We start from the raw sequence: 15535 nt of genomic DNA, 5'->3' as shown, positions 1-15535 counted from the left end.
AGCGGGCGGTCACGTCCGGGTGCGGCGCGGCCTTATGGACGGAGCACGCGCCACGGGGAGCGTGCGCTCCGCCCTCGTCCCGACCGACAACTGGGCACAACACCGGCAGGGCCGAGCGCCTGCAAGGGGTCGGAGTCAGGCGCTGAATTGCCAACTCCGATCCATAGCGGAGACATCATGAAGTTTCTTGTAGCCGACGATCATGAACTGATCCGCCAGGGCGTCAAAGGTCTGCTACGCGGACTCGATCCCGACGCCGTATTCGACGAAGCCGATACCTGGGAGACGCTGGCCGCCGCCGCAAGGCCCGACGCCAACCACGACCTCGCCATCGTCGACCTTCACATGCCCGGCATGACGGGCGCCTCTTCGTTGCATGCCCTGCTGAAAGCCAATCCGGCACTGCCCGTGGTCGTGCTGTCGGCGGAAGAGTCGCCGGACGAAATGCGCGCCGTGCTCGCAGCGGGCGCGCTCGGTTTCGTGCCGAAGCGCCAGCCCGCCAGCGTGATGCTCAAGGCAATCGAGCTGGTGCTGTCGGGCGGTGCCTATGTGCCGATGGAAGCGCTGAGCCTGCTCGGCTCACGCAGCGCCGAGACGGCGGCCGCGACTGCCACGGCGGAAGCCGCGACGTCGGCGAACGCGACAGCCGTCGCCGGACAGACGACGGCCGCGCCGCCCGAAGCGGCGCCCGTTCGCATTGAGGCGCTGCAGCCGCATCAGCAACATCTGCTGGAGAACCTGTCGCCGCGTCAGCAGGAAATCATGCGGCTCGTGCATCGCGGCTGGACCAACAAGATGATCGCGCGCGATCTCGGCGTTGCCGAAGGCACGATCAAGGTCCATCTTTCGGTAATCTTCCGCGCACTCGGCGTGCACAACCGCGCAACCGCCATTGCCGTGATCAACGGCTGGCTCGAAGCCGGAAAGACGCTCTGATCGCGAATAGAAAAGAAGGCGACAGAATGTCGCCTTCGGCAGGAAACTGCATTTGCAGCGGCCTTTGCCGCCGCGTCCGATACATGCCCGTCAGAGCATTTCCGTCGCCAGCGTGACGCCCAGCGCCACGCCGCCGATCACGCCGATCGCGCGACCCAACAGCATCGCGTTGAGGTCCTCGTCGAGCAGGAACTCGCTGCGGCGCTCGCGCAACACCGTGCGATACAGAAGCGGCATGGGAAACAGCAACGCGCACGACAGCGCGACGGGCGCGCCCAGGCGCATGGCCATGTTCGCGTGGTGCTCGGCGGGAATGCCGAAATACAACATGCCGACCACGAAAACGGTCGTCAGCAGCGCGCCTACCAGCACGCCTGCGACGAGCTTGTCGGATGGATGTCCGTTCACTTCTACACCTCATTGATTCGAAAGCCGCGCCTGGCCGATGGGCCGGACGCGAAGGTTGCCGGAAACGTTCGCGGCGGCCAACGAGCAATGAGCCGCTGTTATCGCGAAACGGCCTATTTCAGCAGCCAGGCATACCTCCGGTCGATCAGATACTTCTCAAAAAAGCTTATGAGCGGGAAGACGCGATCGAGCGCCGACGGCAAAACGGAGGCGCAACGGCGCGACATTGCGACGTTGGCAGCATGAAGGGATGGTCGATGGTCGACGTCAGAGGCCCGCGTCATGGCGCGAGCCTTCGACGTCAATGGGAAGCCGGACGGAAAAACCCGGCGTGTCGCCGCCGGCGAGAGTCAGCCGCGGGTCGTCAACGGCTGTTCGGAAGCGACAGATTCCGCGCGATCAGCCGGCCTGTCCGCTACCGCGCCCGGCTGCTGCCACAGCATTTCCAGCGTACGGCGCAGCCGCGCGGGCGTGACGGGCTTGTGCAACACGGGGATGCCCTGCAACGCCAGCGCCTCCAGTTCCACCGACGCCATATCGCCCGTGATCAGCAGCGTCACCACGCGCTCCCGGCCGCGCCTGCGGAGCGCGTCGCGCACGGCGCCGAGCGCCTGCGCGCCCGTGCGATGGTTCGCCAGCTGATAGTCGCAAAGCACGGCATCGGGCATGAAGCCTTCGTCGATGGCCAGCAGCGCGTGGCGCTCGTCAGGCACGCCGCGCACGACGCAGCCCCAGCGGCCGAGCAGACTCTGTATGCCTTCGAGGATGGCCGGCTCGTCGTCGATGCACAGCACGTGCCGCCCGAGCGCCGCCGCGCCGCTCGCGACGGAATCGTTCAACCCGGCGACGATCCGCGCCGGATCGCCCGGCTGCACCGGGAACCGGAACACCGAGCCGCGCCCCGGCGCCGAGCGCAATTGCAGTTGCCCGCCGAGCATTTCGACGAGCCGCTTGACGGTCGGCAGCCCGAGTCCATGCCCTTGCCGTGCGTCGCGCTGCGGATTGGCGACCTGATAGAACTCTTCGAAGATGCGCTCTTGCTCGGCTGGCGGAATACCGATGCCCGAGTCGCGCACCTCGATATAGCCGCCCTCGTTGCGCCCCGCGCGTCTGAAGCCCATCCAGATCGCGCCGCTTTCCGTATAGCGCACCGCGTTCGACAGCAGGTTGCTCAAGATCCGCTCCAGCAGCACGGGGTCGTCGTGGATCACGGCGTCCGTCGGCGCGATGCGCAGCGCGAGCCCTTTTGCGGCCGCCTGCGGCCAATACTGGCTGCCCACGCGATCGAACAGTTCGGACAGCCGGAAATGCAGCCTGATCACCTGCGTGACGCCGCTTTCGAGCCGCGCCAAATCGAGCACCTGGTTGAACAGCTGGTTCAGCGCCTCGACATTGTTGGCGATGTTATTGGCCGTCTTCGCGTGCTGCACGGGCGTCGCCGACGTGTCGTTCAGCGACGCCGCGAGCAGCCCGATCGCATGCAGCGGCTGGCGCAGATCGTGACTCGCGGCGGCGAAGAAGCGCGTCTTCGCAAGGCTCGCTTCCTCGGCGACGAGTTTTTGCGCGGCGAGCGATTCGGCGAGCGCCTGCTGATCGACGCGCGCCTGCACGACGCGCTGGAACAGCTTGCGATAGCTGAGCGCGTAGACGTTGATCGCGCAGAAGAAGAACGCGAGGACGATCGCGAGGATCGTGCGGTCGAACGTATGGGTGCCGAAGTGCAGCACGATCGCGGGCAGCAGCAGGAACGGGATCGCCGTCGCGAAGTTGGCGACGTCGAAACCGTTCGACATGAACACGCCCGCCGCGAGCGTCACCAGCATCACGGTGTGCAGAATGGGGAGATCCGTGTGCGGGCTCTGGAACGCGAACCAGATTGCGAGCCCAGGCGCGCTGTAGAGCAGCGCGCCGCGCGCCGCGTGCAGGTTGATCCACGTGCGCGGCGTCACCGACTCCGGCCAGCGCCGGTTGCACATCCACAGCGCGAGGCTCGCGCAATTGGCGAAGCCATAGAAGATGAAGCAGGCCGCGAAAAGATGCGGATGCGGGATGTTATTCCAGTAGATCGCCACCAGCACCGCAATCGAGAACCAGTGCGTGAAGAAAGCAATCGGGTCCTGCGCGTACAGCACGCGCACGAGGTCTTCGTCGATCGCGCGCTGGATGGGATCGGCCCGCATCGTGCGGTCTCCTTGTCGGCAGGAGCTGGCGCCTGGGCGCGTCGCTCTTGTCCATGCAATTGATTGTGCGGTCGGCGGGAACGCGTGCTTGTGGCGATCGCTCCCGTTCGGTCGAGATTTGCTGGTCGTTTCGTTTTCTGTCAAACCGCCGCCGACTGCGCCAGATTGGGAATAAAACGCGGGCGTCACGCGTCCTATAAAGAGCACCCGGTACAGTCTAAAGATAGTTTACCCGTCTTACCGGCGGTTTACCCTTCAGCTATCACTTAATCCATATAGGCGGCGCCGCGTGCAAAAAGCATACTGGTTTCAACGATTCAACATTCAAGCGCGGCCAACAGCCTCTGAAGGTTCAGCTCCACGACCTGTTTCATGCCTGTTTGTCGAGGCTCTACTGGCGGCATCCCCCGCCGCCACCGCGCTCCTTGCCCCTTACCGATGGAGGCCTTCATGGGCGCAGTTCCGAGCCAGGTTTTCGCACGCACTCTCGACGAAGCCGTTCTTCCCGACCTGTGGCGCCGCCGCACGCAGCTCACGGACGACGAAATGATGTCGATGTACGACCTCGTGAAGCGCGCGTTGCGCACCTACCACCCGCTCGAATTGCACGCGCTCGGCGAAGACAAGGAAGAGCTCGTGCATCAGTTCATCTATACGAAGGTGCTGCGTCTTGCGCCCGGCCATGTCGAATCGAAGGCGACGCCGGAAAGCGCGCCGTCCAACAGCTACGCGATCTGCGCTTACTTCCGCCGCTATCTGATCGACTGCCTGAGGAGCGCGAGCCATCAGCGCAATGTCTCGATGGAACACGAAGGCATGATGCAGGAGATCGATCTGCGCGCGCAGGCGCTCGAAGATCCCGTCGAAAGCGTGCTGCTGCAATACGGCCTGAGCGAACGCGGCGTGCGCCAGGCCGCGCGCGAGTTCATTGCATCGCTCGATTCGCCCGAGCGCATCGTGCTGGCAGGCAGCCTCGGCTGGTGCTCGGAAGCGAAAGGCGGTCTGTCGGCGGTGGCCGCGCAGCATCGGGTGCCCTCCTATCACTATCGTGCCGTCAAGCTCGGCGTCACGATGAAGAAGACGGACGACGCCGCGCAGTTTTCCAACACGAAGATCGGTCAGTGGCTGCGCGACGAGCTCGGCATTGAAATTCACGCTGAAAACCGCGAAGCGATCCTCGTCGTGTTCAACCTGCTCGCAGCCGAAGCGACGCAAGCCGCCACCGCACCCGACGACGAGTTGATCGAAGCGGCGGCGTGAGCGGCCCCGGCATGCTGGTTCAAACCCGACGCACTTCACGCACTTAACATTTAACAATCGCCGCCATCGATTCGCTTTTGACAATCCGGCTCGCTCAATACGCGTCGTAAATCGGCACGAGCCCGGCTCTACGTTTCATCTTGCGTGCAGTTCGCGCGACCGCTGCCTGATGGCACCCGTCCGCACGAAAGCACTCCACGCCTGCAATCACAGCATTTTTTGAATCACGCGGCTAAACGCGCGTTTTCCCTTTGCATTTCGCCGCGCGACGTCCAGGATTAAGGGGCTGCGAGCGCCAGCCAGCCGTCCATATCGCCGGGTTCCCCCCACCCCGGCGCACATCCAATATAAAGAGGTGGTCGAATGAACCGCTTGTCCAGCGCCCTTTCGGCGATGAAGGACCATTACGAGGTCGTGGTAGTGGGTTCCGGCTATGGCGGCGCGATCGCCGCGAGCCGCATGGCCCGCGCGAAACGCAGCGTGTGCCTGCTCGAACGCGGCCGCGAGTTCATGGCGGGCGACTTTCCCGCCACACCGCTCGAAGGTGTCGCGCAAATGCAGTACAACACGGGCCTCGCGCAGATCGGCTCGCCGCTCGCACTGCTCGAAGTGCACGTGAATCCCGATGTGAACGTGGTGGTCGGCTGCGGACTCGGCGGCACGTCGCTGATCAACGCGAACGTCGCGCTCAAGCCCGACGCGCGCCTGTGGGACGATCCGCGCTGGCCCGCCGCCTTGCGCGCGGACCAGGCGAATCTCGACGTTTGCTACGAGCGCGCCAGAACGATGCTCGGCGCGACGCCCGTCCCCGACGACTACCCCAATCTGCCCAAACTCGATGCGCTTGAACTGTCGGCGAAACGGCTCGGCATGAGCGACCGCTTCTACCGTCCGCCCATCACGGTGACGTTCAAGGACGGCAAGAACGCGGCGGGCGTCGACCAGAACCGCTGTGTCGGCTGCGGCGACTGCAATTCGGGCTGCAATCACGGCGCGAAGAACTCGACGCACATGAACTATCTGCCCGACGCCGCCGCGCATGGCGCGCAGATTTTCACGGGCGCGGCCGTGCATTCGGTGGTGCGCGACGAAGCGCGCGGCGTATGGTGCGTGCGCTATCAGCCCGCCGATCTGAAGCGCGAGCTGTATGACGCGCCCGAACTGTTCGTCACGGCCGACATCGTGATCCTGTCAGCGGGCACGCTCGGCTCGACGGCGATCCTGCTGCGCTCGCAGGAAGCGGGCTTGCCCGTGTCGAAACAACTCGGCAAGCACTTCACGGGCAACGGCGACGTACTCGCGTTCGCGTTCAACACCGACAAGGTGATCAACGGCGTCGGCTGGGGCACGCATCCGGCGGGCGACATTCCGCCTGTCGGCCCGTGCATCACGGGCATCATCGACCATCGCAACACGCCCGATGTGAAGGACGGCTTCGTGATCGAGGAAGGATCGGTTGCCGCACCGATCGGCCTCGGCCTGATGGGCGTGCTCGGCCTCGCGGCGCCTGCCGAAGGCGTCGACATGCCGGACCCGGCAGGCGATGCGCCGTTCGCGGACGAAGCGCGCATCGCCGAAAGCATCTTGCGCGGCCCGTATCACGGCGCGATGCGTAACACGCAGACATTCCTCGTGATGGCGCACGACGACGAAAGCGGCCAGATCACGGTCGAAAGCGGCCGCCCGCGCGTGAGCTGGCCGAACGCGGGCAAGCAGCCGATCTACGAAACCGTCGAAAAGACGCTGATCGAAGCAACGGGCGCGCTGGGCGGCTCGTATGTGCGCAACCCGATATCCGCCGATCTGTTCCAGAACCGCACCGTCACCGTGCATCCATTGGGTGGCTGCGGGATGGCGGAAGATGCCGCGCACGGCGTCGTCGATCAGGCGGGCCGCGTGTTTTCCGGCACGGACGGCAACGCGGTGCACGAAGGGCTCTACGTGATGGACGGCGCGGTGATGCCGCTGTCGCTCGGCGTGAACCCGTTGCTGACGATCTCGGCGCTGGCCGAGCGCAATTGCGCGCAGCTTGCGCAGTCGCGCGGCTGGAAGATCGACTATGACGTGGCGGGCCACACCGCCCCGCCGCCCGCGCTGAAAATCGGCCTGCGCTTCACGGAGACGATGATCGGCACATACTTTGTTGGCGACGCGAAGCCGGCCGGCCAACGGGACGATCCGGCGGAAGGCACGCCCATCAGCTTCACCGTGACCGTCGTCTCCGACGATCTCGACGACATGCTCGCGAACCCGAAGCACCAGGCGCACATGATCGGCACGCTAACCTGCACCGCCCTGTCGCCGCAACCGATGACCGTCAACGACGGCATCTTCAACCTGTTCGTCGTCGACGAAACCAACGTCGAGCGGCGCAACATGAACTACCGGATGACGCTCGACACCGTCGAGGGCAAGCATTTTTATCTGACCGGTCAGAAGATCATCACGCATACGTCGCTGACGGAACTGTGGACGCAGACGAACACGCTCTATGCGACGATCCGTGAGTCCGATGCCGACGACGCGCCCGTCATCGGTCACGCGACGCTCATCATCACGCCGGAGAACTTCCTCAAGCAACAGCGCACGATCGAAGTGACGAATACGCCCGACCTCGAAACGCGCCTTGCGTATACGCTGAAATTCGGCCGCTTTTTCGCGGGCGTGCTGTACACGGAATACGGCGGCGTCGCGGCGCCCTTGCAGTATTTCGATCCCGACGCGCCGCCGCGCGTGCGCCGTGCGTTGCGCGCGCCCGCGCCGCAGATTACCTACTTCAAGACCGATGACGGCAAGACATTGCGGCTTGCCCGTTATCACGGCGGCGACAAGGGCCCGCTGCTACTGATTCATGGCTCCGGCGTATCCAGCCGCATCTTCTCGACGGACCTGATCGGCACGAACCTCGTCGAGTTCCTGTGCGCCGCGCATTACGACGTCTGGCTCGTCGACCTGCGCGTGAGCATCGAACTGCCGAGCGCGACCGAACGCACCACCGCCGATGAAATCGCTCGCTTCGACATCCCCGCCGCTGTCGCGAAGGTGCGCGAACTGACGGGCGCCGCTGGGATTCAGGTCATCGGGCATTGCCTGGGCGGGCTGGCCCTGAGCATGTCGCTGATGTCGGGGCTGAAAGGCGTGCGCTCCGCGGTGATGTCGCAGGTGTCGGCGCATCCCGTGCCGGGACTGTTGCAGCGGGTCAAGGCGGGACTGCACACGCCGCAGATTCTTCAGCATCTGGGCATCAAGGATATGACCGCGTATACCCGGCACGAGAAATGGCCGCACAACCTGCTCGACGATGCGCTGAAGTTCTTCCCCGTCGAGCACGACGAAACGTGCAACAGTGCCGTGTGCCATCGCGCGACATTCCTGTATGGTCTGCTCTACGAGCACGAGCAACTCGACGAGCAACTGCACGCGAACCTGCAGGAGCTATTCGGCATTCACGATGTCGAGCTATTCAATCAGCTCGCGGCGATGGTGCGCGCCGGACACGTGGTCGATGCGAATGGGGACGATGTGTATATGCCGAACATCGAAGGCATGAAACTTCCCATCGCTTTCATTCATGGCGCAAAGAATCTCTGCTATCTCCCCACCAGCACGGAGACGACCTACGATCTTCTGGTGGAACGGTTCGGGCCCGAGAACTACGAACGACATGTGATCGACGGATATGGACACATCGATTGCGTGTTCGGCAAGCGCGCGGCGCTCGATGTTTTCCCGACTATCGTCAGGTATCTGGACGCGCATTGAGCGCAGATGACGGTTCGTCATGGATGCTGTGGCATTCAGGACGAACCGTCGCGCGTAACAACGCTAGAACAGCTTGCCCGGATTCAAGATCCCGTTTGGATCGAGCGCATGCTTGATCGCTTTCATCACGGCGAGCTCTTCGTCCGAACGCGACACGGGCAGGAACTCACGCTTGAGCGAGCCAATGCCGTGCTCCGCCGACACCGAGCCGCGCAGCGGCGCAAGCATGTCATAAACGAGCGCATACACGTCGTGATGATCGACGCCCGGCACGGAATGCCCGTCGACGGTCACATGCAGATTCGAATCGCCGATATGGCCGAAGAAATACGACGCGTTGCCCGGCCAGGCGTGGTCGATCGCCGCGCGGCAACGATCGACGAATGCGCCAATCTCACCAATCGGCAAACTCACGTCGAAGTTGATCGGATCGAGCTTGACGGGAAATTCCGCCGTGCATTCGCGGATCGCCCACAACGCGCGAGTATCGGCAACCGACTGCGCGATCACGGCATCGCGGATCGCGGCTTCGTCGAGCGCTTCCATCAGCACGGCGGAAAAACGCGAACCGTCGTCATGCGCGTCGAAGCTCGCATGTTCGATCAGTGCGTATAACGGATGTGCCTCAGAAAATGGCGAGCGCGCGCCCGTCAGCTTCACGCCGAAGTCGAAGAAGTCCGGCCACATGATCTCGAATGCGCCGATGTCGTTGCCAAAGCGCATCGACAGCCGGCGCAGCAGACTGACGGCCTGCTCATAGTCGCTCAGCGCAACCAGCGCCGTATGCCGCGACGCGCGCTGCGGCTGCAGCTTCAGCACCGCGCGCGTGATCACGCCAAGCGTTCCTTCCGAGCCGATGAACCAGTGCTTCAGGTCATAGCCGGTGTTGTTCTTCACCATCTTGTTCAGCGAACTCAGCACCGCGCCGTTCGCCAGCACGACTTCGAGACCCAGCACCTGATCGCGCGCAGTCCCCGATTGAATCACGCGATTGCCGCCCGCGTTCGTGGCGAGGTTGCCGCCGATCTGACACGAGCCGCGCGCGCCGAGATCGAGCGCGAGTTCGAAGCCCGCTTGCGCCGCCGCTTCCTGTGCGGCCTGCAAGGTCGTGCCGGCGCGCACCGTGAGGGTCGCCGCCGCGCTGTCGATTTCCTCGACGCCGGCAAGGCGGTCCAGCGACAACGCAATATCTGTCGCACGCGGAATCGAGCCGCCCGCAAGGCCCGTCATGCCGCCTTGCGGCACGATGCTCTGGCGTGCGTCATTGCAGATCATCAGCGCGCGTGCGACCTGGTCCGTCGTGCGCGGCAACAGCAAGGCCGCGGGACGCGTGGGCTCGTGACGCGTCCAGTCGGTCATCGAGCGCTCGCCGATTTCATCGCCCACGCGTACCGCGTCGTCGCCCAACGCCTCGCGCAACGCGGCCAAAGTCGATGGGAGCGCGGCCCGTTCGTTCACTGTCATGCGGTTCCTTATGTCGTTCCTTGCTCTGCGGCGAGCTTCTTCCGATACCCCATCGAACTGTTGATGCGGCCCAGAATATAGTCGCCCGCAGCGACGGGTTCATATTTGCTGTCGGTGTCGGGCGTGCCGAGATCGCGCGGGTCGACGTTCGACGTGTAGGTCGGATCATAGAACGTCGCGATCGAATAGCGCTCGCGGCCCGATGCGTTGATGACACGATGCAGCGTCGAGCGGAAGCGGTCATTCGTCCAGCGTGCCAGCAGGTCGCCGACGTTCACGACGAAACTGCCTTCGATGGGCGGCGCCTCGATCCATGTTTCGTTAGCAATCTCACGCACCTGCAGCCCGCCGACGCGATCCTGCCACAACAGCGTGATGCAACCGTAATCGGTATGCGGCGCGACGCCGAACTGCTCGTCACCGGATTGCGGCGGCTGCGGCGGATAGTAGACCATCTGCGTGCGCTGCATCCGCTTCGTGTAGCGCGGCGCAAAGAAATCTTCGGGAACGCCCAGGCCCGTCGCCACGGCGCGCAGCAAGTCCGCGCCGCACGCGCCGACCTCCTCGTAATAGCCGTACAACGCGGGCTGCAACGCCGGCATGAAGTCCGGCCAGTTGTTCGGCCCGCGCAGCGCCTGGCCCGCCAGCACGTCGGGGTCGCTCTCGGGCAACTCCAGACCGATGCTATAGAACTCCTTGTAATCGGGGCGCTTTGCCTGATACATCGTCGCGTCGCCCAGCGCATTGAAGCCGCGATGCCGATGATTCACGGCCGCGCGCCGTTTCGTTTCGACGGGAAACGCAAAGAACTCGCGCGCCGCCTGTTCCGCACGATCGATCACCGCTTGCGGCACGCCGTGATTGACGATGTAGAAGAAGCCGATCGTCGTGCAGGCATCGCGTATCTCGCGGCCCGCGCGCGCGAGCGCGTCGCGGTTGCCGGCGCGCACGCCGGCCAGATCGACGATCGGAATGCGAGTGGCTGGCTGCATTGCGGAACTCCTTCATCACGAAGATTGAACTGATGATTCCATGCGTCGCTGCGCGCACCGCGTGCGGATGGGCGAGGGTTTCACGTTGTATATACCGCCAAAAGCGCAATCGCAAGTTGCGTTGCACCTGGCTGCATCGATCTGCAGAAGATACGCCAGCGGCATTAGGGTTTGACAGCATGCGATTATTTTTTTCGCGCAAAACCAGCGGTATATACTGCCTCGCATGATTCGCGCCCTGCCACGTCGAGCGCGACACACATTGCCAACGGGAGAATATCAATGGGTATCTTTGCAGGCTGGAAGTGTCGTCTGGCGATGGTGGCGTTCTGCGCCGCTGCGTCCGTAGCCAGCGCCGGCGCGCAGGCGGAAGACCAACTCGCGAAGGTCAAGAAGGCGGGCGAACTCGTGGTCGGCACGGAGATGCAGTTCGCGCCGTTCGACTTTCTCGAGAACGGCCAGCAGGCAGGCTTCAACAAGGACCTGTTCGCCGAAGTCGGCAAGGAACTCGGCGTGAAGGTGCGCTTCATCGATCTGCCCTGGCCGAGCGTGCTGCCCGGTCTCGAAGCGGGCAAGTTCGATATGGTGGGCGGCCCGCTCACGGTGACGAAAGCGCGCATGGAGCGCTACACGTACACACTGCCCGTCGCCGACGCGACCGACGCGCTTCTCAAGCGCGCCAACGACACCTCCATCAAGCAGTCGTCGGACATCGTCGGCAAGACGGTGGGCGCGGGCAAGGGCTCCGCGCAGCTCGATCAGCTGAAGGCTTACATCGCGACACTGCCGAAGCAACCCGAAGTGCGCGAATACGTCGACAACAATCAGGCGTATGCGGATCTCGCAGCGGGCCGCATCGCTGCCGTCGCGAACTCGATGACGAACATCGCCTACGTCGCGAAACAGCGTCCCGAAGCGTTCGCCGTCGTGACGCCGCCGTTCGGCGCGAAAGTGTACTTCGCCTACTGCCTGCGCAAGGATGCCGACAGCAAGCCGCTCGCCGACGCGTTCAACGCCGCGCTGGTCAAGATGCACAACGACGGCCGTCTCGCATCGTTGCAGAAGAAATGGTTCGGCGTGGCAATGGACGCACCGACCACGATGCCCACGCCCAACTACTGATGCCCTGAATCGCGCGGCGCACCCGCTTTCGGGCGCGCCGCTCACATGTCCTTTCTTGCAGGCAACAGGCCATGTTCAGCGCCCACGTTTTCGCTCAAGGTTTTCCGCTGCTTCTGCAAGCCGCGCTCGCAACCATCGGCATTTCGCTGACGGGACTCGTGATCGGCTTCTTCGTCGGCATCGGCGTATGCTCGGCGCGGCTGTCGTCGAATGCCATTGCGCAACGCTTCGGCGGCGCCTATGTGTTCTTCTTTCGCGGCGTGCCGATGCTGGTGCAACTGCTGCTCGTCTATTACCTGCTGCCCTTCGTCGGCATCAACGTGTCGCCCATCGTCGCCGCGATCAGCGCGGTGTCGCTGTGCTCGGCGTCGTATATCGCGGAGATACTGCGCGGCGGCTTTCTGAACATTCCGCCTGGCCAGATCGAGGCGGCGCGCATGCTCGGCCTTTCCCCTATCGATATGCTGCGGCGCATACAGGTGCCGCAAGCCTTTCGCATGACGCTGCCTTCGCTCGTCAATGAAATGGTGCTGCTGATCAAGGCGTCGTCGCTGATCTCCGTGGTGGGCGTGGCCGAAATCACGCGCACCGCGCAGAACATCGCGGCGAGCACATATCGGCCGCTCGAAGCCTATGTCGCGGCGGGACTGATCTACTTCGTGATCTGCGGTGCGCTTGCTCTCGTCGCACACGCCGCCGAGCATCGGCTGCAACACACCTGAGGACCGGACGATGCAGCAATTCGATCCCACCGTCATCACGCACAATCTGCAACCCATCGCCGCCGGCCTCGCGACGACGCTCGGCACATGGATCGTCGGCGTTGTGCTCGGGCTCCTGATCGGCTTCCTGATCGCCGTGCTGCAACTGTTTTGCGGGCGCTGGGTGCGCGGCGTGCTGCGCGCGTATATCGAGCTGTTTCGCGGCACGCCGTTTCTCGTGCAACTCTTTTTGCTCTACTACGGCGGCCCGTCGTTCGGCTTGACGCTCGAACCGCTGACGGCGGGCGTGCTCGGTCTCGGCCTGTACGGCAGCGCGTATTTCGCGGAAGCGTTCCGTTCCGGCTTCCAATCGATACCGCGTGGGCATCTCGAAGCCGCGTCATGTCTCGGCCTCACGCGCTGGCAAGCGGTGCTGCGCATCCAGGTGCCGCAAATGCTGGTGCTGATCGTGCCCGCGCTGACCAACCTGACCATCGTGCTCAGCAAGGAAACGGCCGTGCTGTCGATCGTCACCGTGCCCGAACTGACGTTCGTGCTGACGGGCATCGGCTCCGCGACGTTCGCGTTCGTCGAAACCTTGCTCGTGCTGTGCGTGTGCTATCTCGCGCTCGTCGAACTCACGTCGCGCGCCGGCATGTGGGCGGAAGCGCGCGTTGCCCGCTTCATGGCGTAATCGATAATCAAGGTTCATCATGAATGCACTCGTCGACATGCCCGCTTCTTCTACGCTCGATATGACGCAATCCAGCCCGGCGCCGCTGATCGAAGTGCGCGATCTGCGCAAGCGCTTCGGTGACGTCGAAGTGCTGCGCGGCGTCGATCTCGACATCAAGCGCTCGGAAGTGGTGTGCATCATCGGGCCGTCGGGCTCGGGCAAGAGCACGCTGCTGCGCTGCCTCGCCGCGCTGGAGACTTATGATCACGGCGACGTGCGTATCGAAGGCGAACTGCTCGGCTATACGGAACGCAACGGCAAGCGCGTGCGCGCGTCGCAGGGCGAGATCAACCGCGTGCGCCGCAACGTCGGCATGGTGTTCCAGCAGTTCAACTTGTGGCCGCACATGACGGCGCTCGGCAACGTGATGGAGGCGCTATTGCGCGTGCGCAACCTGTCGCGCGACGATGCGAAAAAGCGCGCCAATGCGATGCTCGAAACGGTGGGCCTCGCGCACAAGGGCGACGCGTATCCGGCGAAGCTGTCGGGCGGTCAGCAGCAGCGCGTCGCGATTGCGCGCGCGCTCGCGATGGAGCCGCACATCATGCTGTTCGACGAGCCGACTTCCGCGCTCGACCCGGAACTGGTCGGCGAAGTGCTGCAGGTGATGAAGCAGCTTGCGCGCGACGGCATGACGATGGCTGTCGTCACGCATGAAATGGGCTTCGCCGCGCAGGTTGCCGACAAGGTCGTGTTCATCGACCAGGGGCGCATCGCCGTGCAAGGCAAGCCGCACGATGTCTTTCACGACGCGAACCAGCCGCGCCTGCGCCAGTTCCTGCAAAACTACTTCGACCGGAACGCATTCTGGTCGCGCGGCGCGGACAGCGCGGCCCCGGTATGAGCGCGCGGCTCAGCCGATAAAGCCGATGCCCGCCATCCGCGACAAGCTGCGCACGCGAGCCCTTGTGAAAGCACGCAAGGCTCGCGGGCCGAATGCTCACGCGATGACGCCCGATGCACCGAACGGCGCCCCTGCTGCGCGCTACGAGCAGGTGAAGCAATACATCCGCAACACGATCGAGTCCGGCGAGCGGCGCGCGGGCGATCGCATTCCATCGGAACTGGATCTCGTCGAATCGCTCGGCGTGTCGCGGATGACGGTCAACCGCGCGTTGCGCGAGCTCACGAATGAAGGCTTGCTGACGCGGGTCTCGGGTGTGGGCACTTTCGTTGCCGAATCCAAGCCGCAGTCGACGTTGCTGATGATCGCGCATATCGGCGATGAGATTCGCTCGCGGGGCCATGAATATAGCTATCAGACCGTGCTCATGCGGCGCGAGGTGGCGCCTGTCAATGTGTCGAACGCGCTGGGGTTGCCGTTGGGTGCGTCGGTGTTTCATGTGATCTGCGTGCATCGCGAGAATGGCTTGCCGGTGCAGCTCGAGGACCGTTACGTGAATCCCGCCATCGCGCCGGATTTCATCGAGCAGGATTTTGCGGTGGTGCGTCCGTCTGAATATCTGTTCAGCGTCGTGCCCGCGCATGATGTCGAGCATGTGGTGGATGCGGGGCTGCCGAGCCGCGCTGAAGCTGAGTTGCTGCAGATCGCGCCTGAAGAGCCCTGCCTCACGTTGATGCGTCGCACGTGGACGAGCGGTGTCGCGGTGACGTTCGCGCGGTTCGTGCATCCGGGATCGAGGTATAGGTTGGGGTGCCGGTTTGCGACGGATACTTCGCAGAGGCAAGGGTAGGATTAGTTTTCGCGCAGCAGCGTCCTAACTGTCTCTCGGGTTCTTTGTGGTCATTGCGCGGTGAGGTTGGTGTTTTGGGCTTTTTGCTGGCATCTGCGATTGGGTAGCGTGATTCACGCGTCGCGGTTTGGTGTTTTGCGCCTTTGCGCTCGCATCCGCGATGCGTTGTCTTGCTTCACGCGTCGTCGCCGTTCGGTGTTCTGAGTTTTGCGCTGGCATCCGCGTTTTGTTAGCGTGCTTCAGGCGTCGCCCCTGTGCGGGGCGGCACCTACTTTTCTTT

At 63.8% G+C, this 15535-nt stretch carries 12 protein-coding genes; 8 read left to right on the top strand and 4 right to left on the bottom strand.

The features are described 5' to 3' along the window. The first annotated feature begins 177 nt into the window (after nucleotides 1-177). Nucleotides 178-936: a response regulator transcription factor gene (locus tag KFO72_RS26980; RefSeq protein WP_060603332.1), complete on the top strand. Its 759-nt coding sequence runs from the start codon at nucleotides 178-180 to the stop codon at nucleotides 934-936. Between the two features lie 90 nt (nucleotides 937-1026). On the opposite strand, the gene KFO72_RS26975 is transcribed toward KFO72_RS26980, so the two are convergent. Beyond that, nucleotides 1027-1344: a hypothetical protein gene (locus tag KFO72_RS26975; protein ID WP_054935161.1), complete on the bottom strand. Its 318-nt coding sequence runs from the start codon at nucleotides 1342-1344 to the stop codon at nucleotides 1027-1029. A 350-nt stretch (nucleotides 1345-1694) separates the two neighbouring features. Continuing rightward, nucleotides 1695-3524 (bottom strand): hybrid sensor histidine kinase/response regulator, encoded by a 1830-nt coding sequence (locus KFO72_RS26970; protein ID WP_054935160.1) that lies wholly within the window; start codon nucleotides 3522-3524, stop codon nucleotides 1695-1697. Nucleotides 3525-3974: 450 nt separating this feature from the next. On the opposite strand from KFO72_RS26970, the gene KFO72_RS26965 reads away from it, so the two are divergent. Together KFO72_RS26965 and KFO72_RS26960 are read left to right on the top strand one after the other, a co-directional pair. Continuing rightward, the gene (locus tag KFO72_RS26965) at nucleotides 3975-4784 is read left to right on the top strand and encodes a hypothetical protein (protein WP_054935164.1); all 810 of its coding nucleotides are present in this window, start codon (nucleotides 3975-3977) and stop codon (nucleotides 4782-4784) included. A 363-nt stretch (nucleotides 4785-5147) separates the two neighbouring features. Further along, entirely contained in the window at nucleotides 5148-8546 is a 3399-nt protein-coding gene (locus KFO72_RS26960) for an alpha/beta fold hydrolase (RefSeq protein WP_225033422.1), read from the top strand. Nucleotides 8547-8609: 63 nt separating this feature from the next. Here the strand turns inward: KFO72_RS26960 and KFO72_RS26955 are convergent, their stop codons facing one another. Further along, a complete protein-coding gene (locus KFO72_RS26955) occupies nucleotides 8610-10010 on the bottom strand; it encodes an FAD-binding oxidoreductase (RefSeq protein ID WP_062916325.1) in 1401 nt (466 codons plus the stop codon). Between the two features lie 8 nt (nucleotides 10011-10018). Next, nucleotides 10019-11002: an isopenicillin N synthase family dioxygenase gene (locus KFO72_RS26950; protein WP_225033421.1), complete on the bottom strand. Its 984-nt coding sequence runs from the start codon at nucleotides 11000-11002 to the stop codon at nucleotides 10019-10021. Between the two features lie 282 nt (nucleotides 11003-11284). On the opposite strand from KFO72_RS26950, the gene KFO72_RS26945 reads away from it, so the two are divergent. From KFO72_RS26945 to hutC, 5 genes are all read left to right on the top strand, one after another. Further along, the gene (locus tag KFO72_RS26945) at nucleotides 11285-12124 is read left to right on the top strand and encodes a transporter substrate-binding domain-containing protein (protein WP_054935156.1); all 840 of its coding nucleotides are present in this window, start codon (nucleotides 11285-11287) and stop codon (nucleotides 12122-12124) included. Between the two features lie 71 nt (nucleotides 12125-12195). Then, nucleotides 12196-12846 carry an amino acid ABC transporter permease gene (locus tag KFO72_RS26940; protein WP_054935155.1) on the top strand — a complete coding sequence of 217 codons (651 nt, stop codon included), beginning with the start codon at nucleotides 12196-12198 and terminating at the stop codon, nucleotides 12844-12846. Nucleotides 12847-12856: 10 nt separating this feature from the next. Continuing rightward, the gene (locus tag KFO72_RS26935) at nucleotides 12857-13519 is read left to right on the top strand and encodes an amino acid ABC transporter permease (protein ID WP_225033420.1); all 663 of its coding nucleotides are present in this window, start codon (nucleotides 12857-12859) and stop codon (nucleotides 13517-13519) included. A 19-nt stretch (nucleotides 13520-13538) separates the two neighbouring features. Next, nucleotides 13539-14405, top strand: a complete 867-nt coding sequence (locus tag KFO72_RS26930) for an amino acid ABC transporter ATP-binding protein (RefSeq protein WP_054935153.1) — start codon at nucleotides 13539-13541, stop codon at nucleotides 14403-14405. A gap of 103 nt (nucleotides 14406-14508) precedes the next feature. Continuing rightward, nucleotides 14509-15255, top strand: a complete 747-nt coding sequence (hutC, locus tag KFO72_RS26925; protein ID WP_054935152.1) for a histidine utilization repressor — start codon at nucleotides 14509-14511, stop codon at nucleotides 15253-15255. Nucleotides 15256-15535 lie beyond the last annotated feature (280 nt).

The organism is Paraburkholderia sp. XV (assembly GCF_020177535.1).
In the GTDB taxonomy this organism is placed as follows: domain Bacteria; phylum Pseudomonadota; class Gammaproteobacteria; order Burkholderiales; family Burkholderiaceae; genus Paraburkholderia; species Paraburkholderia caribensis.
Note: the sequence above shows the minus strand (reverse complement) of the source record. Positions and strands in the feature narration are given on the sequence as shown.

What these genes read in the sequence shown, in the direction of transcription:
- KFO72_RS26980 (WP_060603332.1), top strand. Translation starts at nt 178, where the DNA reads ATGAAGTTTCTTGTAGCCGACGATCATGAACTGATCCGCCAGGGCGTC.
- KFO72_RS26970 (WP_054935160.1), bottom strand. Translation starts at nt 3,524, where the DNA reads ATGCGGGCCGATCCCATCCAGCGCGCGATCGACGAAGACCTCGTGCGC.
- KFO72_RS26965 (WP_054935164.1), top strand. Translation starts at nt 3,975, where the DNA reads ATGGGCGCAGTTCCGAGCCAGGTTTTCGCACGCACTCTCGACGAAGCC.
- KFO72_RS26960 (WP_225033422.1), top strand. Translation starts at nt 5,148, where the DNA reads ATGAACCGCTTGTCCAGCGCCCTTTCGGCGATGAAGGACCATTACGAG.
- KFO72_RS26955 (WP_062916325.1), bottom strand. Translation starts at nt 10,010, where the DNA reads ATGACAGTGAACGAACGGGCCGCGCTCCCATCGACTTTGGCCGCGTTG.
- KFO72_RS26950 (WP_225033421.1), bottom strand. Translation starts at nt 11,002, where the DNA reads ATGCAGCCAGCCACTCGCATTCCGATCGTCGATCTGGCCGGCGTGCGC.
- KFO72_RS26945 (WP_054935156.1), top strand. Translation starts at nt 11,285, where the DNA reads ATGGGTATCTTTGCAGGCTGGAAGTGTCGTCTGGCGATGGTGGCGTTC.
- KFO72_RS26940 (WP_054935155.1), top strand. Translation starts at nt 12,196, where the DNA reads ATGTTCAGCGCCCACGTTTTCGCTCAAGGTTTTCCGCTGCTTCTGCAA.
- KFO72_RS26935 (WP_225033420.1), top strand. Translation starts at nt 12,857, where the DNA reads ATGCAGCAATTCGATCCCACCGTCATCACGCACAATCTGCAACCCATC.
- KFO72_RS26930 (WP_054935153.1), top strand. Translation starts at nt 13,539, where the DNA reads ATGAATGCACTCGTCGACATGCCCGCTTCTTCTACGCTCGATATGACG.
- hutC (WP_054935152.1), top strand. Translation starts at nt 14,509, where the DNA reads ATGACGCCCGATGCACCGAACGGCGCCCCTGCTGCGCGCTACGAGCAG.